Source organism: Brachybacterium sp. B718/18, assembly GCF_055454375.1.
In genome coordinates, this window is sequence record NZ_JBVDDO010000006.1 from 1 (window position 1) to 16,038 (window position 16,038).

Genomic DNA, 16,038 nt, shown 5'->3' on the forward strand with positions numbered 1-16,038 from the left:
CGGCCCCCGCTCATGCGAGTGCCGTCGCGGCGGCCTGCTCGGTGAAGAATCGGCGCTGCTCGTGCTCGCCGCGCTTGCCGATGTTGAAGGAGGAGACGGGACGGAAGTAGCCCATCACCCGCGTCCACACCTCGCACTCCTGCCCGCACCGCTCGCACCGCGGATGCTCCCCGGAGAGGTAGCCGTGGACGGGGCAGATCGAGAAGGTGGGGGTGACCGTCAGGTACGGGACGCGGAAGCGGGTCAGCGCCCGCCGCACCAGCTCCCGGCACGCCTCCGGTGAACTCATCGCCTCCTGCAGGTACAGGTGCAGCACGGTGCCCCCGGTGTACTTGCCCTGCAGCTCCTCCTGCAGCTCGAGCGCCTCGAAGGGGTCCTCGGTGGTGTCGACGGGGATCTGCGAGGAGTTCGTGTAATAGGGGTTCTGCGCCGTACCGGCGGTGAGGATGCCGGGGTAGCGGGCCCGGTCCTCCTTCGCGAAGCGGTAGGTGGCGCCCTCGGCCGGCGAGGCCTCGAGGTTGTAGAGGTTCCCGGTCTCCTCCTGGAACTGCACCATGCGTGCGCGCACGTGGTCCAGGATCCGCAGGCACATCTCCTGGCCCGCCGCGTCGCGGAGGTCATGCCGGTCCCCGGAGAAGTTCCGCACCATCTCGTTCATGCCGTTCACCCCGAGAGTCGAGAAGTGGTTCCCGAGGTGGCCCATGTACTGCCTCGTGTAGGGGTAGAGCCCGCCGTCCATCAGCTCCTGCACCGTGGCGCGGCGCCGCTCGAGGGTGTCCTTCCCGAGCTCCAGCAGTCGGTCGAGCTCCACGATCAGGGCTGCCTCGTCGCCGGCGAAGCGGTGTCCGAGCCGCGCCATGTTCACGGTGACCACGCCGATCGATCCGGTCAGCTCCGCGGAGCCGAACAGGCCGTTGCCGCGCTTGAGCAGCTCTCGCAGGTCCAGCTGGAGCCGGCAGCACATCGAGCGGATCATCCCCGGGTCGAGGTCCGAGTTCAGGAAGTTCTGGAAGTAGGGCAGGCCGTACTTCGCGGTCATCGCGAACAGCGCCTCGACGTTCTCGCCCTCCCAGTCGAAGTCGGGGGTGATGTTGTAGGTGGGGATCGGGAAGGTGAAGGCGCGGCCGTCGGCGTCGCCCCCGTTCATCACCTCGAGGAAGGCGCGGTTGATCAGGTCCATCTCGGCCTGCAGGTCGCCGTAGGCGAACTCCTGCTCCTCCCCGCCGATGACCGGATGCAGAGCCCGGAGATCCTCCGGGCAGGTCCAGTCGAAGGTGAGGTTCGTGAACGGGCACTGGGATCCCCAGCGGCTCGGGACGTTGAGGTCGTGGATCAGCTGCTGCATCTCCTGGCGCACCTGCTCGTAGGTGAGGGCGTCGCGCCGCACGAACGGCGCGAGGTACGTGTCGAAGGAGGAGAACGCCTGCGCGCCCGCCCACTCGTTCTGCAGCGTGCCGAGGAAGTTCACGATCTGCCCGCACGCGGAGGACAGGTGCCGCGGCGGGCGCGAGCCGATCGCGCCGCTCACGCCGGTGAAGCCCTCCTCGAGCAGGGCCCGGAGCGACCAGCCGGCGCAGTAGCCGGTGAACATGTCGAGATCGTGCATGTGCAGGTCGCCCTCGCGGTGCGCGCGACCCGCCGCGGGGCTGAACACCTCGTCCAGCCAGTGGTTCGCGATCATCTTCCCGGCGGCGTTGAGGATCAGGCCGCCGACGGAGTAGCCCTGGTTGGCGTTCGCGTTGACGCGCCAGTCGGCGCGCTCGACGTATTCGGTGATCGTCGCGACGGGGTCGACGAGGGTACGCGCGGGGACGGGATCCGCCGTGGACGGGGCGGCGGGCGGGGCGGACTGCGGGGTGGTGGGCATGGGATCACTCCTGGGACGACGGGGTCGGAGTGGAGAGAGACGCGGGAGGGGTCCCGGGCGGCCGCCCTCGCGGGGCGGTGGCCTCACCGTAGGCGGGCGACCACCACATGTAGTGGTCGCGGCACGCCGACACCACGACATGATGTGGCGTCGTCGGCTCCGCGGTCCGCGAGATCGGGACCTCCGTCCCGCCGGGCGCCCGCTCCGCACGGGCCCCGGCAGCCGACGTTACCCCTCTTGTCGTACTACGCGTGCCGTAGTACGTTGGGCGAAACACAGAGAGGGGAGGAGCCCATGATCGGAGCGGATGCGATCCGCGGTCACATCGACCTGATCCTGCTCGCGGTCCTCGAGGAGGATTCCTCCTACGCCTACGAGATCTCCCAGATCCTCACCGAGCGGTCCCGCGGCGAGTACGCCATCAAGCAGACCACCCTGTACACCGCCCTGAAGCGCCTCGAGGGCCAGAGCCTGCTCACCTCCCGGGAGGACCTCTCTCCCTCCGGGAAGCCCCGCACCTACTACTCCCTGACCCCCGCGGGCCGCGAGCAGCTCGCGGCCAAGCGCTCCGAATGGCGCAGCACCCGAGCGCTCGTCGACCGCTTCACGGAAGGACCGGCCCCGTCATGACCGTCATCGACTCCTACCTCGACACCCTGTTCGCCCCCTATCCCGACACTCCTCGGATGCGCGAGGCGCGCTCCGAGCTGCGGGCGCTCATGGAGGACCAGCAGCAGGCGCTGATGGACGCCGGCCGAACCGAGTCCCAGGCCGTCGGCGCGGTCATCGCCGAGTTCGGCAGCCTCGAGGAGGTCGCCGCCGAGCTCGGGATCGGCGCCGAGCTCAGCGGCGGCTCCGGCGGCGCGCAGCCGGCCGCGGACCCCGTCCTCGATCGCGAGCAGGCCGAGCGGTACGTCGAGGCGATGCGCCGGGGCCGCTGGGTCCCGGCCGTCGCGATCCCGATGTTCGTGCTCGCCGCGCTGCCGCTGCTGTTCCTCATCGCCGTCAGCGGAGAGTCGCCGACGGGCTGGGCGCTCGGCGTCGGACTGACCACGCTGCTGGTGCTCGTCGCCGGCGGCGTGCTGCTCCTGGTGCTCCACGGCAGTCGGATGGAGGAGCACGCGGAGGTGACCGAGGGCCGCTTCACCCTCACCCCGGTTGTGCGGGAGCTCGCCTCCTCGCTGCGCCGGGAGCACCGCCGCGAGCGCGCCCTCGCCCTCGGCGCGGCGATCCTGCTGTGGATCCTCGCCGCGGTGCCGGTGATCCTCGCCGGGGTGCTGTCCGCCCCGGACTCGACGGCTCCGCTCTACGGCGTGTGCGGGACGCTCGCGATGGTCGCTCTCGGCCTGTTCGTCCTGCTCCGCTCGGGCTGGTCCGAGACCGCCGCCGTGGCCCTGCTGCAGGAGGCCGACGAGGACGATCTCGCCGCGACCAGCAGCTCCCCCGCGATCCGCGCGATCGCCGCACTGTACTGGCCCGTCGCCGCTGCGATCTTCCTGGGCTGGAGCTTCCTCACCGGGGACTGGGGCATCACCTGGGTGGTCTGGCCGGTTGCGGGCGTGCTCTACGGGGGCCTGTGGTCGCTGAGCGCCGCGATCGGCTCGTCCGACGACGCGCAGCGGTCCCCGGCCCGCCGCGCCTGAGACCCGGAACGCCGACGGGCGGGCCTCCCCGTGGGGAGACCCGCCCGTCGGCGTGAGCATCGGCCGTCGGCCGGGAGCTCGGGTCAGAGCATGCAGCTGACGCAGCCCTCGACCTCGGTGCCCTCGATCGCCATCTGGCGCAGGCGGATGTAGTAGAGCGACTTGATGCCCTTCCGCCAGGCGTAGATCTGCGCCTTGTTGACGTCGCGCGTGGTCGCGGTGTCCGGGAAGAACAGCGTCAGCGACAGGCCCTGGTCCACGTGCTTGGTGGCCTCGGCGTAGGTGTCGATGATCTTCTCGTAGCCGATCTCGTACGCGTCCTCGTAGTACTCGAGGTTGTCGTTGGTCATGAACGGCGCGGGGTAGTAGACCCGGCCGATCTTCCCCTCCTTGCGGATCTCGATCTTGGAGACGATCGGGTGGATCGACGAGGTCGAGTGGTTGATGTAGGAGATGGAGCCGGTGGGCGGCACCGCCTGCAGGTAGGCGTTGTACATGCCGTGGGCGCGGACGTCCTCGCGCAGCTGCTTCCAGTCGTCCTGGGTGGGCAGGTGCACGGAGGAGTTCTCGAACAGGCCGCGGACCTTCTCGGTGCGGGGCTCCCACACCTGGTCGATGTACTTGTCGAAGTACGCGCCGGTGCCGTAGGTCGACTTCTCGAAGTCGTAGAAGGTCTCCCCGCGCTCCTTCGCGATCCGGTTCGACGCCTTGATGGCGTGGTACGTGACCGCGTAGAAGTACATGTTCGTGAAGTCCAGGCCCTCGTCGGAGCCGTAGTGGATGGCCTCGCGGGCGAGATAGCCGTGCAGGTTCATCTGGCCCAGGCCGATCGCGTGCGAGCGGCGGTTGCCCTCGGCGATGGTCGGCACCGACTCGATGTCCGAGTGGTCCGACACCGAGGTCAGGCCGCGGATCGCGGTCTCGATGGTGCGCGCGAAGTCCGCCGAGTCCATGGTCTTGGCGATGTTCAGCGAGCCCAGGTTGCAGGAGATGTCCCGGCCCAGCTCGTGGTAGCTGAGGTCCACGTTCATGGTCGAGGGCGTGGAGATCTGCAGGATCTCGGAGCACAGGTTCGAGTGGGTGACCTTGCCGGCGATGGGGTTCGCGCGGTTCACGGTGTCCTCGAACATGATGTACGGGTAGCCGGACTCGAACTGGATCTCGGCGAGGACCTGGAAGAAGTCGCGGGCCTTGATCTTCTTCTTCGCGATCCGCGGATTGTCGACCATCTCGTGGTAGACCTCGGAGACGTTGACGTCCGCGAAGGGCTTGCCGTACTCGCGCTCCACGTCGTACGGGGAGAACAGGTACATCGGCTCGTTGTTCTTGGCGAGCTCGAAGGTGATGTCGGGGATCACGACGCCGAGCGAGAGGGTCTTGATGCGGATCTTCTCGTCCGCGTTCTCGCGCTTGGTGTCCAGGAACCGCAGGATGTCCGGATGGTGCGCGTGCAGGTACACGGCGCCGGCGCCCTGGCGGGCCCCGAGCTGGTTCGCGTAGGAGAAGGAGTCCTCGAGCAGCTTCATCACGGGGATGACGCCGCTGGACTGGTTCTCGATGTGCTTGATCGGAGCGCCGTACTCGCGGATGTTCGAGAGCAGCAGCGCCACGCCGCCACCGCGCTTGGACAGCTGCAGCGCGGAGTTGATCGAGCGGCCGATCGACTCCATGTTGTCCTCGATCCGCAGCAGGAAGCACGAGACGAGCTCGCCGCGCTGGGCCTTGCCGGCGTTGAGGAAGGTGGGGGTCGCCGGCTGGAAGCGACCGTCGAGGATCTCGTCGACCAGGTCGCGGGCCAGCTGCTCATCGCCCTCGGCGAGGGTCAGCGCCACCATGACCACGCGGTCCTCGAAGCGCTCGAGGTACCGCTTGCCGTCGAAAGTCTTCAGCGTGTACGAGGTGTAGTACTTGAACGCGCCGAGGAAGGTCGGGAAGCGGAACTTCTTCTCATAGGCCTGCTCGGAGAGCGACTTGATGAAGTCGAAGCTGTAGCGCTCGAGGACCTCGGGCTCGTAGTACTTGTTCTCGACGAGGTAGTCGAGCTTCTCGCGCAGCGAGTGGAAGAACACGGTGTTGGGGTTCACGTGCTGCAGGAAGTACTCGCGGGCGGCGAGGCGATCCTTCTCGAACTGGATCTTGCCGTCCGCTCCGTAGAGGTTCAGCATCGCGTTGAGCGCGTGGTAGTCGAGCTGCTTGTTGTGCTCGAGGGGGGGCATCTCGGTCAGTGTCGCCAAAACTCTTCCAATCCGTCGTGGACCCGCTGGACGTCGCGCGGGGTTCCGAACAGCTCGAATCTGTACATGTGGGGGACGCTGCACTTGGCGGAGATGATGTCCCCCGCCAGGCAGTACGCCTCGCCGAAGTTGGTGTTGCCCCCGCTGATGACGCCCCGGATCAGGGACCGGTTGCGTTCGTCGTTGAGGAACTTGATGACCTGCTTGGGCACGGCGCCGTGGCCGTTGCCCCCGCCATAGGTCGGGACCACCAGGACGAACTCCTCGTCGGCGACGAGGGGTTCGTCCTGGGCGTAGAGCGGGATGCGCGAGGCCGGCATCCCGAGCTTCTCGACGAAGCGGTGGGTGTTTCCCGAGACCGAGGAGAAGTAGACGAGCCGGGTCACGCCGACACCTCCCGCGGCCGGATCAGATCGCGGTGGCGCGACGCTGCTCGGCGCCCGCGCCCGCGAGCGCCTTGATCTTGTCCGGGCGGAAGCCGGACCAGTGGTCCTGCCCGGTGATGACCACGGGGGCCTGCACGTAGCCCATGGACTTGATGCGCGCGAGGGCCTCGGCGTCCTCGGTGATGTCGACGACGTCGTAGGCGACGCCGGCCTTGTTGAGGGCGCGCTTGGTGGCATCGCACTGCACGCAGAGGGGCTTGGAGTACACGGTGATGTCCACGGGAAGGTGGCCTTTCTCGAGCGCCGCGCCGACGGCGCGTGGAAGGGGAGGTTCTGAGACGTGCAGGGAGTTGTGAGCGGCTCGCGAGGAACCTGGTCGCCGCGCTCCGGGAGTGCCCGCCCACCTCCGCATCGATGGTTCCCGATGCGGTGGCGGTTCCCCGGACGGACCCGGTGAGGATCGGAGAAGATCGGTGAAGATCGGACCGCCGCGACCTCTCCAACACTACACCTAGTGGTGGGTCGATGCAGCGACCACAAGATGTACTGAGTTACAACACTGTCATCCACAACGCGCTGTTGACGGGCTGTGGACGGATCGGGACCGATGGGGACGGACGACGCCCTCCCCGCACGAACGCCGAGGCACCGTGCACAAACCAGTGTGGACGAGGGGTCCGACAACCCTCCGGCCCGGTGGACGACGGACCGCGCAGAGTGCCGATCCGGGCCTCCGGGAGGGCCGGATATGACTCCGATCTCGGGTCGATCCGGCGTGTCCCCCGGCGTGTCCCACAACCGTCCCCGGCGTGTCCCCAGAGCGCCCGGGCGTGTCGCGGCGCGGCGCTCCCGGACGGTCGGGGGACGGCGCTCCCGGACGGTCCGGGGACAGCGCGGACGATCCGGGGGACGACGCCCGGAGACGACGCGACCCCCGCGGCCCGAGGGCGGCGGGGGTCGAGCGGCATGGCGGCCAGCGGTCGCCGGGCTGTGCGGTCAGCGCGGTCAGCGTGTGGGGTCGCGCGGCTCCTCGACGGACCACACGTCGACGATCTCGCCGGTGTGCTCGGGCGGGAGCGGAGCGGCGGCGGGAGCGGCGGCGGGAGCGGCGGGTTCGGCGGGTTCTTCTGTGTCAGCCGGGGACGGCTCCGACGGGGCGGGCTCATCCGACGCGGGCGCCGCCTCGGCCCGAGGCGCGGGGTCGGACTCGCGCGCGGGGTCGGAGTCGGAGTCGGGCGCGGGGTCGGAGTCGGAGTCGGGCGCGGGGTCGGAGTCGGCCACGACGACCGGCGCCACCGCCGGGCGCTCCGCCAGGGACTCCTCCGCCATCGGCTCCTCCGCCGGCGGCGCCTCCGCCGTCGCCTCTTCCGGATCCGCCTCGAGGCTGCGACCGTCGGCCTCCACCACCGCGGCGAGGACCTCACGCAGCAGCGTCACCTGGGTGCGCGCCGAGCGGGTGCCGGCGATCGGGGCCTCCCCCTTCTCCACGAAACGGTGGAAGGCCTCCCACATCGCCTCGGCCGAGCCGAGCCCGGCGACGGTCTCGAGCTCCTGCACCACGCCGGACTTCTTCTCGCGCAGCGAGAGCGTCGAGCGGCGATCGCCGTGGGACGGGGCGTGCAGCTCGACGAGCAGGCGACGGCGCGCGGAGAGCACCGAGAAGCGCTCCGCGTACTCGGGCGCGAAGGGGAGGTAGTGCCACACGAGCCGCACATGGGCCCCGCCCTCGAGCTCGCCGAGGATCTCGAGCGAGCCGGGGATGACGCCCTTGGGCCACTGGCGCACCGCGGTCAGGCGGGCGATCGGCCCGTAGACCGCCTCGAGCACCGCCATCTGGTGGGCGACCCCGGTCAGCAGGCCCTTGACGTAGAGGTCCCGGTCGCGCTGGGTGGCGGCCTCCCCCGAGCCGGCCTTCACCGCGGCCTGCAGCGCGTTGCGCCGCTCGGCCCGCACCTCCGAGGGCAGGTCGTAGGCGGAGGTGGTCACGTGCGCGCCACCGAACAGCGGCTGGCTGGCGGGCATGAGCACCTCGTGGTCGACCATCCGCACGTCCTTGACCGCGATCTGCTCGGCGATGCGCGCCACCGACTCGTCGTACTGCTGCGGGTACGCCATCATCACGAGGCTGCGGCCGGTCAGCCGCTCGAACTCGAGAACCCGGTCGATCTCCTCGGCGGAGTAGCCCAGCGGCGGCTCGACCAGGACCGGGATGCCGCGGCGCAGGAGCGCGAGCAGGTCCTCGACATGGAGGCCGTCGGTCGAGAGCACCGCGGCGTCGATCGTGACGGTGCGGGCGCGGATCGCGGCGATCAGCGCCGCGACGTCCTCGTACCGCTTCTCCTCGGGGAGGCCCCAGGACTCGGCCGACTCACGCCGACGGCGCTCGGAGTGGTCGACCAGCGCGGCGATGGAGAAGCGGTCCCAGCGCCGACGCAGCACGGGCAGGTGCACCGCCTGCGCCATGGTTCCGGCGCCGATCACGGCGATGTTGACGATCTTCGGCATCGAGGGCTCCTCGGGATCCAGGACCGGGGCGCTGCGGCGGACCGTCCGGTCCGGCGCGCGCACCGCCGTCGGCGCGCCACGGATCGGCGGCCGACGCATGCCTGTTCTACCACACGGGCCCGGGTCCTTCCCGCCCCCACCTGCGGTGCCACGTGGGCGTCCGGACGACCGGCGGAAAGCGGCGGCTATCGTGGGGCGCAGCCTCGCCCCACCCAGGAGAACGTCAGTGTCCAACGCCTTCTACTTCGGTGCCCGCGGTCTCGTGCGGCCCTTCGTCCGTCTGGTCTGGAATCCCCGGGTCACCGGCCTCGAGAACGTGCCGCGCACCGGCGGCTTCCTCATCGCGTCGAACCACCTGGCCAACGTCGACAGCTTCCTGGTCCCCGTGGTCATGCCGCGCAAGGTGCGCTTCGTGGCCAAGGAGTCGCTGTGGACGCAGAAGGGTCCCCTCGGGGCGATCCTGCGCTTCTTCTTCACGCAGGTCGAGGCCGTGCCGGTGGACCGCGAGGCGCTCGCCTCCGGCAAGGGCGCGATGCAGGCGGCGCTCTCGATCCTGCAGGACGGCAACGGCTTCGGCATCTACCCCGAGGGCACGCGCTCCAAGGACGGCCTGCTTCACCCCGGCAAGCAGGGCGCGGCCTGGCTCGCCCTCGAGTCCGGCTGCCCCGTGATCCCCGTCGGGGTGAAGGGCACCCAGGAGCTCTTCGGGCCCGGCCGGGCCCGCCGCGGCTCCGTCAGCATCCGCGTGGGTGCCCCGATCGACTTCTCCGACCTCGACCCGGCCGCTTCCAAGGGACTGCGCCGCCGACTCATGACGGCACGCATCATGGACGAGATCCAGGCGCTCTCGGGCCAGCGCCGCTCCGACGAGCCCTCCCCCGACTCCCCCACCGGGATCTGAGGGCCGGGACCGGCGCGGCCCCGGCGACGGTCGGGTGCCCGTAGGATTCGAGGGGTCGGGTCCCGGCCGGAAGGAGTGCACATGGCGGTCGTCGTCGGATTCATCCCCACCGAGGTGGGCTTCGCCGCGCTCGCGGCGGCCCGCACCGAGGCCGAGCTGCGCGGCGGCCCCCTCGTGGTCGTCAACGTCGTGCGGGACGGGGTCGAGGACGACCCCCGCCATGCCGACGAGCAGCAGCTCGAGATCGCCCGCGACCAGCTGCGCAAGGCCCGTGTCCGGGTCGAGATCCGTCAGGAGCGCACCGACGAGGACATCGCCGACGTGCTGCTCCGCGTCGTCTCCGAGGAGCGGGCCGAGGTGCTCGTGCTCGGCATCCGTCGGCAGAACGACCTGGCCCGGCACCTGCTGGGCCTGACCGTGCAGCGACTCCTGCTCTCCTCCCCGAGCGACGTGCTGGTGGTCTGAGCGACGGGCCGCTGTCGTTCAGCCGAGGGCTCGGATCACTCGTCGACCGGATCGGCGCCGGGGACCTGCTCCTCGCGGCCGGCCGTCACCGCCGCCTCGATCGCCGCCCCGACCTCCTGGTCGATGTTCTTCCAGTACTGGAAGGCGTTCGAGAGCACGGGCTCGGCGACGGTGGAGAGGGCGCCGGAGACGGTCTCGATCAGACGCTGGCGAGCCGCCTCGTCCATGACCTCGCGGATCAGGGTGTGGGCCTGGCCGAAGTCGTCGTCCTCGGCGTGGAGGGTGTAGGCCGAGCGGACCATGGTGCCGTCCGCCTCCCAGCCGTTGTCCACCGGGCCCTGCTCGTCCTGGTACGCGCGACCGAAGGAGTTCGGCGCGTACACCGGCGCGTCGCCGCTGTGGAGGAACTGCATCGCACCCTCCTTGTCGTACGAGTTGGTCGCGATCACCGGGCGGTTCACGGGCAGCTGGTTGAAGTTGGTGCCCAGGCGGTTGCGCTGCGCATCCGGGTAGGAGAAGACGCGGCCCAGCAACATCTTGTCCGGGGAGACGCCCGTGCCCGGCACGGTGTTCGAGGGGCTGAAGGCGGCCTGCTCGATCTGCGCGTAGTGGTTGGTCGGGTTCTGGTTCAGGGTGAACCGGCCGACGGGGATGCGCGGGTAGTCCTTCTTCGACCAGGTCTTGGTGAGGTCGAAGGGGTTGAAGCGGTAGGTCTTCGCCTCCTCGTAGGGCATGACCTGCACCTCGAGCGTCCAGGAGGGGAAGTCGCCGCCCTGGATGGCCTCGAAGAGGTCGCGGCGGTGGTAGTCCGCGTCCGAGCCCGCGAGCTCGCCGGCCTCCTCGTTGGAGAGGAACTCGAGGCCCTGCTCGGTGAGGAAGTGGTACTTGACCCAGAACTTCTCGCCGGCCTCGTTGACCCACAGGTAGGTGTGCGAGGAGTAGCCGTTCATGTGACGCCAGGTCTTGGGCAGGCCGCGGTCGCCCATGAGGTAGGTGACCTGGTGGGCGCTCTCCGGGGAGAGGGTCCAGAAGTCCCACTGCATGGTGTTGTCGCGCAGGCCGGAGTCGGGCAGGCGCTTCTGGGAGTGGATGAAGTCGGGGAACTTCATCGGGTCGCGCAGGAAGAAGATCGGGGTGTTGTTCCCGACGATGTCGAAGTTGCCCTCCTGGGTGTAGAACTTCAGCGCGAAGCCGCGCACGTCCCGCCAGGTGTCGGGCGAGCCCAGCTCACCGGCGACGGTCGAGAAGCGGGCCAGCATCGGGGTCTTCGTCCCCTTCTGGAACAGGCCGGCCTTGGTGTACTGCGAGACGTCCTCGGTGATCTCGAGCTCGCCGAAGGCGCCCGAGCCCTTCGCGTGGGGGCTGCGCTCCGGGATGCGCTCGCGGTCGAAGCGGGCGAGCTTCTCGACCAGGGCGACGTCGTGGAGCAGGAGCGGGCCGTCGGCGCCGACGCTCAGCGAGTGCGCGTCGGACTCACGGGGTGCTCCGGACTCGGTCGTGGACGGGAGGGACGGGTCGAGCTCGGTCATCATCTTCTCCTGGTGTCGGCGGAGTTCCTGACTGGTGTCACGAACATCGGACGGACGGGTGACTGGGGCCCTGCGGCACCGACGGGCGGCGGCTCAGGGGGACTGGGGGTCAGGCGGTCCCGGGAACGTTCTCGGCCCGGTGGATGGCGAGGCAGTCGGAGCAGAGGCCCCGATAGACGACGTCGGCGACCTCGATCGCGAAGCCGTGGTCCTCGTGCGGGAGCAGGCAGGGCGCGGCGCCGACGGCGCAGGGCACGTCCTCGAGGCGGCCGCACTCGCGGCACACCAGGTGGTGGTGGTTGTCGTGCCGGTGCAGCTCGTACTGCATGCTGCGGCCGCCGACGGACACCCGCCGCAGCAGCTCCGCATCGGAGAGCGCGTTGAGCACGTCGTAGACGGCCTGCCGCGAGACGGTGCCGAGCCGCTCGCGGACGGCCTGGGCGATCGTGTCGGCATCGGCGTGCGGATGCTCGGTGACGGCGTCGAGCGTCGCGAGCCGCGGAGCGGTCACGCGCAGACCGGCGCCCCGGAGGGCGGCGGTGTGGTCGATGCTCGGCATGCCGCCACCCTATCCCTATTCTCTGGACAAGATCAAGAAAACGGGCGGGGCCAGTTCGCCCGGTGATGAGGACCCTGTCCGTCGGACCCCGCGGCGCTAGCCTGTACCGGTGACCGACCCCCGCGCCGCGCCGCCGCCCCCGGGCGCTCGCGGCCGCGCCTGGTTCATGGTCCCCCGCCTCGGCGGCTGGGCGGTCAGCGCCGCGATCTCCGGCCTCATGCTCGTGGCCGTGCTGCCGCTGGCCTCCTGGGCCAGTACGCGCGCGGTGGTCGTCGGCGTCCTGCTGAGCCTCGCTGCCGGCCTCTCCCTCCACCGGCCGCTGCTGGCGTCGGCGGGCATCGCCCTCGTCCTCACCGCCGGGATCGGCCACACGCCCGCCCCCGCGAGCACGGGCCTGATCGCCAGCTTCGTCGCGATCGTCTCGTGCGCCGCCCACGGGCGCCTGCTGTGCTCGATCCTGCTCTCCGTGTGGCTGGTCAGCCCGCCCGTCATCGGCGCCGCGCTGCGCGGCTCCTCCCCGGAGTACATCGTCTCGGAGACCATGCTGCGGGTGGTCGTGCTGACCGCCGCGGTGCTCGCCGGCACCTGGGGCCGGACGATGCTCGACCGCGCCCTCGCCGAGCGGGAGCGCCGCATCGCGGATCTCGCCGAGCAGCGTCGGGCGATCGCGCGCGAGCTCCACGACACCGGCGTGCGGGCCATGACCCAGGTGGTGATGCTCGCCGAGAACGCGAGCCGGCGCGAGGGGGTCGCGGCACCCGACGCCGCCGACTTCGCCCGCATCGCCACCACTTCCCGGGATGCCGCCGAGGAGCTGCGCGGGCTGCTGGACAGCCTGCGCGAGGAGGACGAGCGGCCGCTTCCCGCCCGACGGGACGCGGAGCCCTCGGTCACCGCCCTGCTCGAGGAGTTCCGCACGCAGCTCGCCGAGGAGGGCTTCGCCGCCCGGCTCGCGATCGACTCCGAGCAGCTCGAGCTGGTGGACCGCACGGGCGTGCTGCGCCGCTGCCTCGGCGAGATCCGCGCGAACCTCGTCCGTCACGCGAGCCGCAGCACCCCGGTCACGGTGATGGTCGAGCAACGTCCCGGCCCGCCCCGGCCCGAGGTCGACCTGGCCGTGTGGAACGGTGTGGAGGCCTCGGACCGGCGGGGCCCGCGCGGTGGAGCCGGACTCGACGGCATGCGCGAGCGCCTCACCGCGATCGGCGGCACCCTCGCCGCCCGCCAGGAGGGACGCAGTTTCCTCACCCGCCTGACCGTCCCCGCCTCCGACGAGAGGACCCCCTCCCGATGACCACCGTGATGCTCTGCGACGACGACCCGATCGTCCGCTCCGCCCTCGCTGCCTACCTGTCCCGCGAGGACGACCTCGAGCTGGTGGCGTCCGTCGGCACCGCCGACGAGGCGCTGCAGGTCCTGGCCGCGGACCCGCCGGAGCTGGTGCTGATGGATCTCGCCCTGCCGGGGATGGACGGCATCGACGCGACCCGTCTCGTGCGCGAGCGGCACCCGGGGACGACGGTGGTCATGCTGACCACCTTCGCGACCGACGAGCAGCTGCGCCGCGCCCTCGGCGCGGGCGCGGCCGGGTTCCTGCTGAAGTCCTCCTCCCCCGCGGCGCTCGCGGCCGCGATCCGCGCCGCCCGCTCCGAGGCCGGCACCGTCATCACCCCCGAGCTCGCCGCGCGCCTCGCGGCGTCACCCGGCGCCTACCGGCCGCGCGGAGTGCGGACGGCACCGTCGGCGGAGGACCTCATCGCCGAGCTGTGCCTCACCGCGCGGGAGATGCAGGTGCTCACGTTGCTGTGCGGGGCGGAGTCCAATGCGGGGATCGCCCGCGTCCTGTCGCTCTCGGAGTCGACGGTGAAGTCGCACATCTCCTCGCTCATGGCGAAGCTCGACTGCGGCTCCCGCCTGCAGGTGGCGCTCACGGCCTTCGAGCGCGGACTCGTCGAGCCCCCGCAGCCGAGCGCCTGAGGCCCCACGGATGTTGAAGACCGAAGGATGTGGAAGGCCGGGGATGCGGACGGCCCGGTCTCCCCTGCGGGAGAACCGGGCCTGACCTGTGGAGCCGCCTGCGGGAATCGAACCCGCGACCTATTCATTACGAGTGAATCGCTCTGCCGACTGAGCTAAGGCGGCGTCGCCTGCACGCAGGCGGACCGGATCACTGTACGGGAGGCCGGGCGACGGGCGCAAAGCGTCCCGCCGCGATCCGCGTCACCCTGCCCGCCCCCGCCCCGTTCGGCGTGGGAAGGAGCGCGGGCCCGGTCAGCAGACCGTGCCCTCCTCGGGCACCGCCTCGTCGAGCAGGTAGCGGTCCACGTGCTGCTCGATGCAGCCGCCGGAGCGCCCGTAGGCCGTGTGCCCGTTCGCCTCGAAGGTCAGCAGCACCCCGCCCTCGAGCTGCCCGGCGAGGGACTCGGACCAGGCGTAGGGGGTCGCGGGATCGCCCGTCGTGCCCAGGACCAGGATCGGCCCGGTGCCCGCGGCGCTGATCGGGACGCTCTCCCGCAGCGGCGGGACGGGCCACACCGAGCAGGCCGTCCCGGAGTGGGCGAAGCCGGGCCCGAACACCGGATCGGCGGCGGCGAGCTCGGCGGCCCGCTCGTCCTGCCAGGCGGGATCGGCGACCGCGGGGCGGTCCAGGCAGCTGATCGCGGGCATGACCTCGTTCGAGTTCGTGCGGTAGCTGCCGTCCGAGCGGCGCTGGGCCGATTGGTCCGCGAAGGTCAGCAGCTGCGTGCCGTCGCCGTCGGTCGCGTCGGCGAGCGCGGAGCGGCCGAACTCCCACAGCGAGTCCGAGTACATCAGGCTCATCAGGGCCGAGCGGGCGAGGGCGCCGGTCAGCGGGCGGTCGGGGTCGGAGGTCGGCAGGGGCTCGGCGTCGATGTCGGCGAGCAGGTCCGCGAGCTGCTGGAGGGCGGTGTCGGCGTCCCCCTCGAAGGGGCATTCCGTGCCGGCGGCGAGGCACGAGGCGAGGAAGGCGTCGAGGGCGCGGCGGAAGCCGTCGGCCTGCCCCGCGGCGTACTCGTCCAGGGTGAGGGTCGGGTCGACCGCCCCGTCGAGCACCATGTGGCCCACGCGCCCGGGCTGCTGCTCGGCGTAGAGCGCGCCGAGGAAGGTGCCGTAGGAGTACCCGAAGTAGTCCAGCTTCTCCTGGCCGAGCGCCGCGCGGAGCACGTCCATGTCGCGAGCGACGGAGGCGGTGTCGAGGGCGGGCAGGAGCTCGGCGTCGTCGGCTTCGCAGCCGGCGGCGAGCCGCTCCGCCCCCTCGAGCACCCCGGCCCGGATCTCCGCCGGGTCGGTCGCGGTGAGGGTGTCGGCGCGGTACGCATCGGTCTCCGCATCGCTCAGGCAGTCCAGGCCTTCGGAGCCGTTCACGCCGCGCGGATCGAAGCCGACCTGGTCGTAGGTCTCCATCACCTGCGGGGAGACGAGCGTGGCCATGGTGTCGACGTAGTCGGTGCCGGACGCCCCGGGCCCGCCGGGATTCATGACCAGGGCCTTCCCGCCGTCGCCGGTCGCCGGGATGCGCGCCACCGCGATCTCGAGGTCGCCGGCCGACGGGTCGTCCCACAGCCGCGGGACGGTGAGGGTGCCGCACTCCTTGCGGGGGTCGTTGGCCTGCTCGCACGCGCCCCACTCGATCTCCTGCGCGTAGTACGCGGCGTAGGCGGGATCGGTCGCGGGATCCGTGGGGAGGTCCGCGGCGTGGGAGGCGCCGACCTCGGTCAGCTCGGGCCCGCCGGACGCGGTGGCGGTCTCGCCGCCGGTCTCCTGTCCGCCTCCGTCGGAGGCTCCGGGGTCCGCCCCGCGGGTGCACCCCCCGAGCACGAGCGCTCCGGCGGCGGCGACGGCGAGCAGGGACGCGAGCCGACGACGGCGAGCGGCGGGACGGGGCATGCGTGGGTCTCCTGGGGAGGGGTGCGCGGGGCGAGCGCCATCC

The 16,038-nt window shown here is 71.1% G+C and carries 14 protein-coding genes and 1 tRNA gene; 6 read left to right on the forward strand and 9 right to left on the reverse strand.

Annotated features, from left to right (window positions below; all coding sequences use genetic code 11):
• Positions 1 to 10: 10 nt before the first annotated feature.
• Complete coding sequence (locus tag ACZCAH_RS10285) at positions 11 to 1,867, reverse strand: ribonucleoside triphosphate reductase (protein WP_464340985.1); 1,857 nt, start codon at positions 1,865 to 1,867, stop codon at positions 11 to 13.
• A gap of 294 nt (positions 1,868 to 2,161) precedes the next feature.
• Between ACZCAH_RS10285 and ACZCAH_RS10290 the strand changes: the two genes are divergently transcribed.
• Positions 2,162 to 2,497 carry a PadR family transcriptional regulator gene (locus ACZCAH_RS10290; RefSeq protein ID WP_464340986.1) on the forward strand — a complete coding sequence of 112 codons (336 nt, stop codon included), beginning with the start codon at positions 2,162 to 2,164 and terminating at the stop codon, positions 2,495 to 2,497.
• A complete protein-coding gene (locus tag ACZCAH_RS10295) occupies positions 2,494 to 3,510 on the forward strand; it encodes a permease prefix domain 1-containing protein (RefSeq protein ID WP_464340987.1) in 1,017 nt (338 codons plus the stop codon). Before ACZCAH_RS10290 ends, ACZCAH_RS10295 begins: the two co-directional genes overlap by 4 nt.
• An 83-nt stretch (positions 3,511 to 3,593) precedes the next feature.
• On the opposite strand, the gene nrdE is transcribed toward ACZCAH_RS10295, so the two are convergent.
• From nrdE to ACZCAH_RS10315, 4 genes are all read right to left on the reverse strand, one after another.
• Positions 3,594 to 5,726, reverse strand: a complete 2,133-nt coding sequence (nrdE, locus tag ACZCAH_RS10300) for a class 1b ribonucleoside-diphosphate reductase subunit alpha (protein ID WP_464340988.1) — start codon at positions 5,724 to 5,726, stop codon at positions 3,594 to 3,596.
• A 5-nt stretch (positions 5,727 to 5,731) separates the two neighbouring features.
• The gene (gene nrdI / locus ACZCAH_RS10305) at positions 5,732 to 6,130 is read right to left on the reverse strand and encodes a class Ib ribonucleoside-diphosphate reductase assembly flavoprotein NrdI (protein ID WP_464340989.1); all 399 of its coding nucleotides are present in this window, start codon (positions 6,128 to 6,130) and stop codon (positions 5,732 to 5,734) included.
• Between the two features lie 22 nt (positions 6,131 to 6,152).
• Complete coding sequence (gene nrdH, locus ACZCAH_RS10310) at positions 6,153 to 6,410, reverse strand: glutaredoxin-like protein NrdH (protein WP_329747358.1); 258 nt, start codon at positions 6,408 to 6,410, stop codon at positions 6,153 to 6,155.
• A gap of 725 nt (positions 6,411 to 7,135) precedes the next feature.
• Positions 7,136 to 8,635, reverse strand: coding sequence for a Gfo/Idh/MocA family protein (locus tag ACZCAH_RS10315; protein WP_464340990.1), 1,500 nt, complete (start codon positions 8,633 to 8,635; stop codon positions 7,136 to 7,138).
• A gap of 226 nt (positions 8,636 to 8,861) precedes the next feature.
• On the opposite strand from ACZCAH_RS10315, the gene ACZCAH_RS10320 reads away from it, so the two are divergent.
• Together ACZCAH_RS10320 and ACZCAH_RS10325 are read left to right on the forward strand one after the other, a co-directional pair.
• Positions 8,862 to 9,536: a lysophospholipid acyltransferase family protein gene (locus ACZCAH_RS10320; protein ID WP_329747356.1), complete on the forward strand. Its 675-nt coding sequence runs from the start codon at positions 8,862 to 8,864 to the stop codon at positions 9,534 to 9,536.
• An 81-nt stretch (positions 9,537 to 9,617) separates the two neighbouring features.
• Positions 9,618 to 10,001 carry a universal stress protein gene (locus ACZCAH_RS10325; protein ID WP_464340991.1) on the forward strand — a complete coding sequence of 128 codons (384 nt, stop codon included), beginning with the start codon at positions 9,618 to 9,620 and terminating at the stop codon, positions 9,999 to 10,001.
• Between the two features lie 35 nt (positions 10,002 to 10,036).
• Here the strand turns inward: ACZCAH_RS10325 and ACZCAH_RS10330 are convergent, their stop codons facing one another.
• Both ACZCAH_RS10330 and ACZCAH_RS10335 read right to left on the reverse strand, forming a co-directional pair.
• Positions 10,037 to 11,530, reverse strand: coding sequence for a catalase (locus tag ACZCAH_RS10330; protein WP_464340992.1), 1,494 nt, complete (start codon positions 11,528 to 11,530; stop codon positions 10,037 to 10,039).
• Between the two features lie 109 nt (positions 11,531 to 11,639).
• Entirely contained in the window at positions 11,640 to 12,089 is a 450-nt protein-coding gene (locus ACZCAH_RS10335) for a Fur family transcriptional regulator (protein ID WP_464340993.1), read from the reverse strand.
• 109 nt (positions 12,090 to 12,198) lie between these two features.
• Here ACZCAH_RS10335 and ACZCAH_RS10340 point away from each other — a divergent pair, with 109 nt between their 5' ends.
• Positions 12,199 to 13,383 (forward strand): sensor histidine kinase, encoded by a 1,185-nt coding sequence (locus ACZCAH_RS10340; RefSeq protein WP_464340994.1) that lies wholly within the window; start codon positions 12,199 to 12,201, stop codon positions 13,381 to 13,383.
• Positions 13,380 to 14,066 (forward strand): response regulator, encoded by a 687-nt coding sequence (locus ACZCAH_RS10345; protein WP_464340995.1) that lies wholly within the window; start codon positions 13,380 to 13,382, stop codon positions 14,064 to 14,066. Before ACZCAH_RS10340 ends, ACZCAH_RS10345 begins: the two co-directional genes overlap by 4 nt.
• A gap of 89 nt (positions 14,067 to 14,155) precedes the next feature.
• Here ACZCAH_RS10345 and ACZCAH_RS10350 read toward each other — a convergent pair.
• Positions 14,156 to 14,231 (reverse strand) — tRNA-Thr (locus ACZCAH_RS10350).
• 129 nt (positions 14,232 to 14,360) lie between these two features.
• A complete protein-coding gene (locus ACZCAH_RS10355; protein WP_464340996.1) occupies positions 14,361 to 15,995 on the reverse strand; it encodes an alpha/beta hydrolase in 1,635 nt (544 codons plus the stop codon).
• Between the last annotated feature and the right edge of the window lie 43 nt (positions 15,996 to 16,038).

Excerpts from the sequence above, each read along its gene's own strand:
- ACZCAH_RS10285 (WP_464340985.1), bottom strand. The coding sequence starts at position 1,867 with ATGCCCACCACCCCGCAGTCCGCCCCGCCCGCCGCCCCGTCCACGGCG.
- ACZCAH_RS10290 (WP_464340986.1), top strand. The coding sequence starts at position 2,162 with ATGATCGGAGCGGATGCGATCCGCGGTCACATCGACCTGATCCTGCTC.
- ACZCAH_RS10295 (WP_464340987.1), top strand. The coding sequence starts at position 2,494 with ATGACCGTCATCGACTCCTACCTCGACACCCTGTTCGCCCCCTATCCC.
- nrdE (WP_464340988.1), bottom strand. The coding sequence starts at position 5,726 with ATGCCCCCCCTCGAGCACAACAAGCAGCTCGACTACCACGCGCTCAAC.
- ACZCAH_RS10315 (WP_464340990.1), bottom strand. The coding sequence starts at position 8,635 with ATGCCGAAGATCGTCAACATCGCCGTGATCGGCGCCGGAACCATGGCG.
- ACZCAH_RS10325 (WP_464340991.1), top strand. The coding sequence starts at position 9,618 with ATGGCGGTCGTCGTCGGATTCATCCCCACCGAGGTGGGCTTCGCCGCG.
- ACZCAH_RS10330 (WP_464340992.1), bottom strand. The coding sequence starts at position 11,530 with ATGACCGAGCTCGACCCGTCCCTCCCGTCCACGACCGAGTCCGGAGCA.
- ACZCAH_RS10335 (WP_464340993.1), bottom strand. The coding sequence starts at position 12,089 with ATGCCGAGCATCGACCACACCGCCGCCCTCCGGGGCGCCGGTCTGCGC.
- ACZCAH_RS10345 (WP_464340995.1), top strand. The coding sequence starts at position 13,380 with ATGACCACCGTGATGCTCTGCGACGACGACCCGATCGTCCGCTCCGCC.
- ACZCAH_RS10355 (WP_464340996.1), bottom strand. The coding sequence starts at position 15,995 with ATGCCCCGTCCCGCCGCTCGCCGTCGTCGGCTCGCGTCCCTGCTCGCC.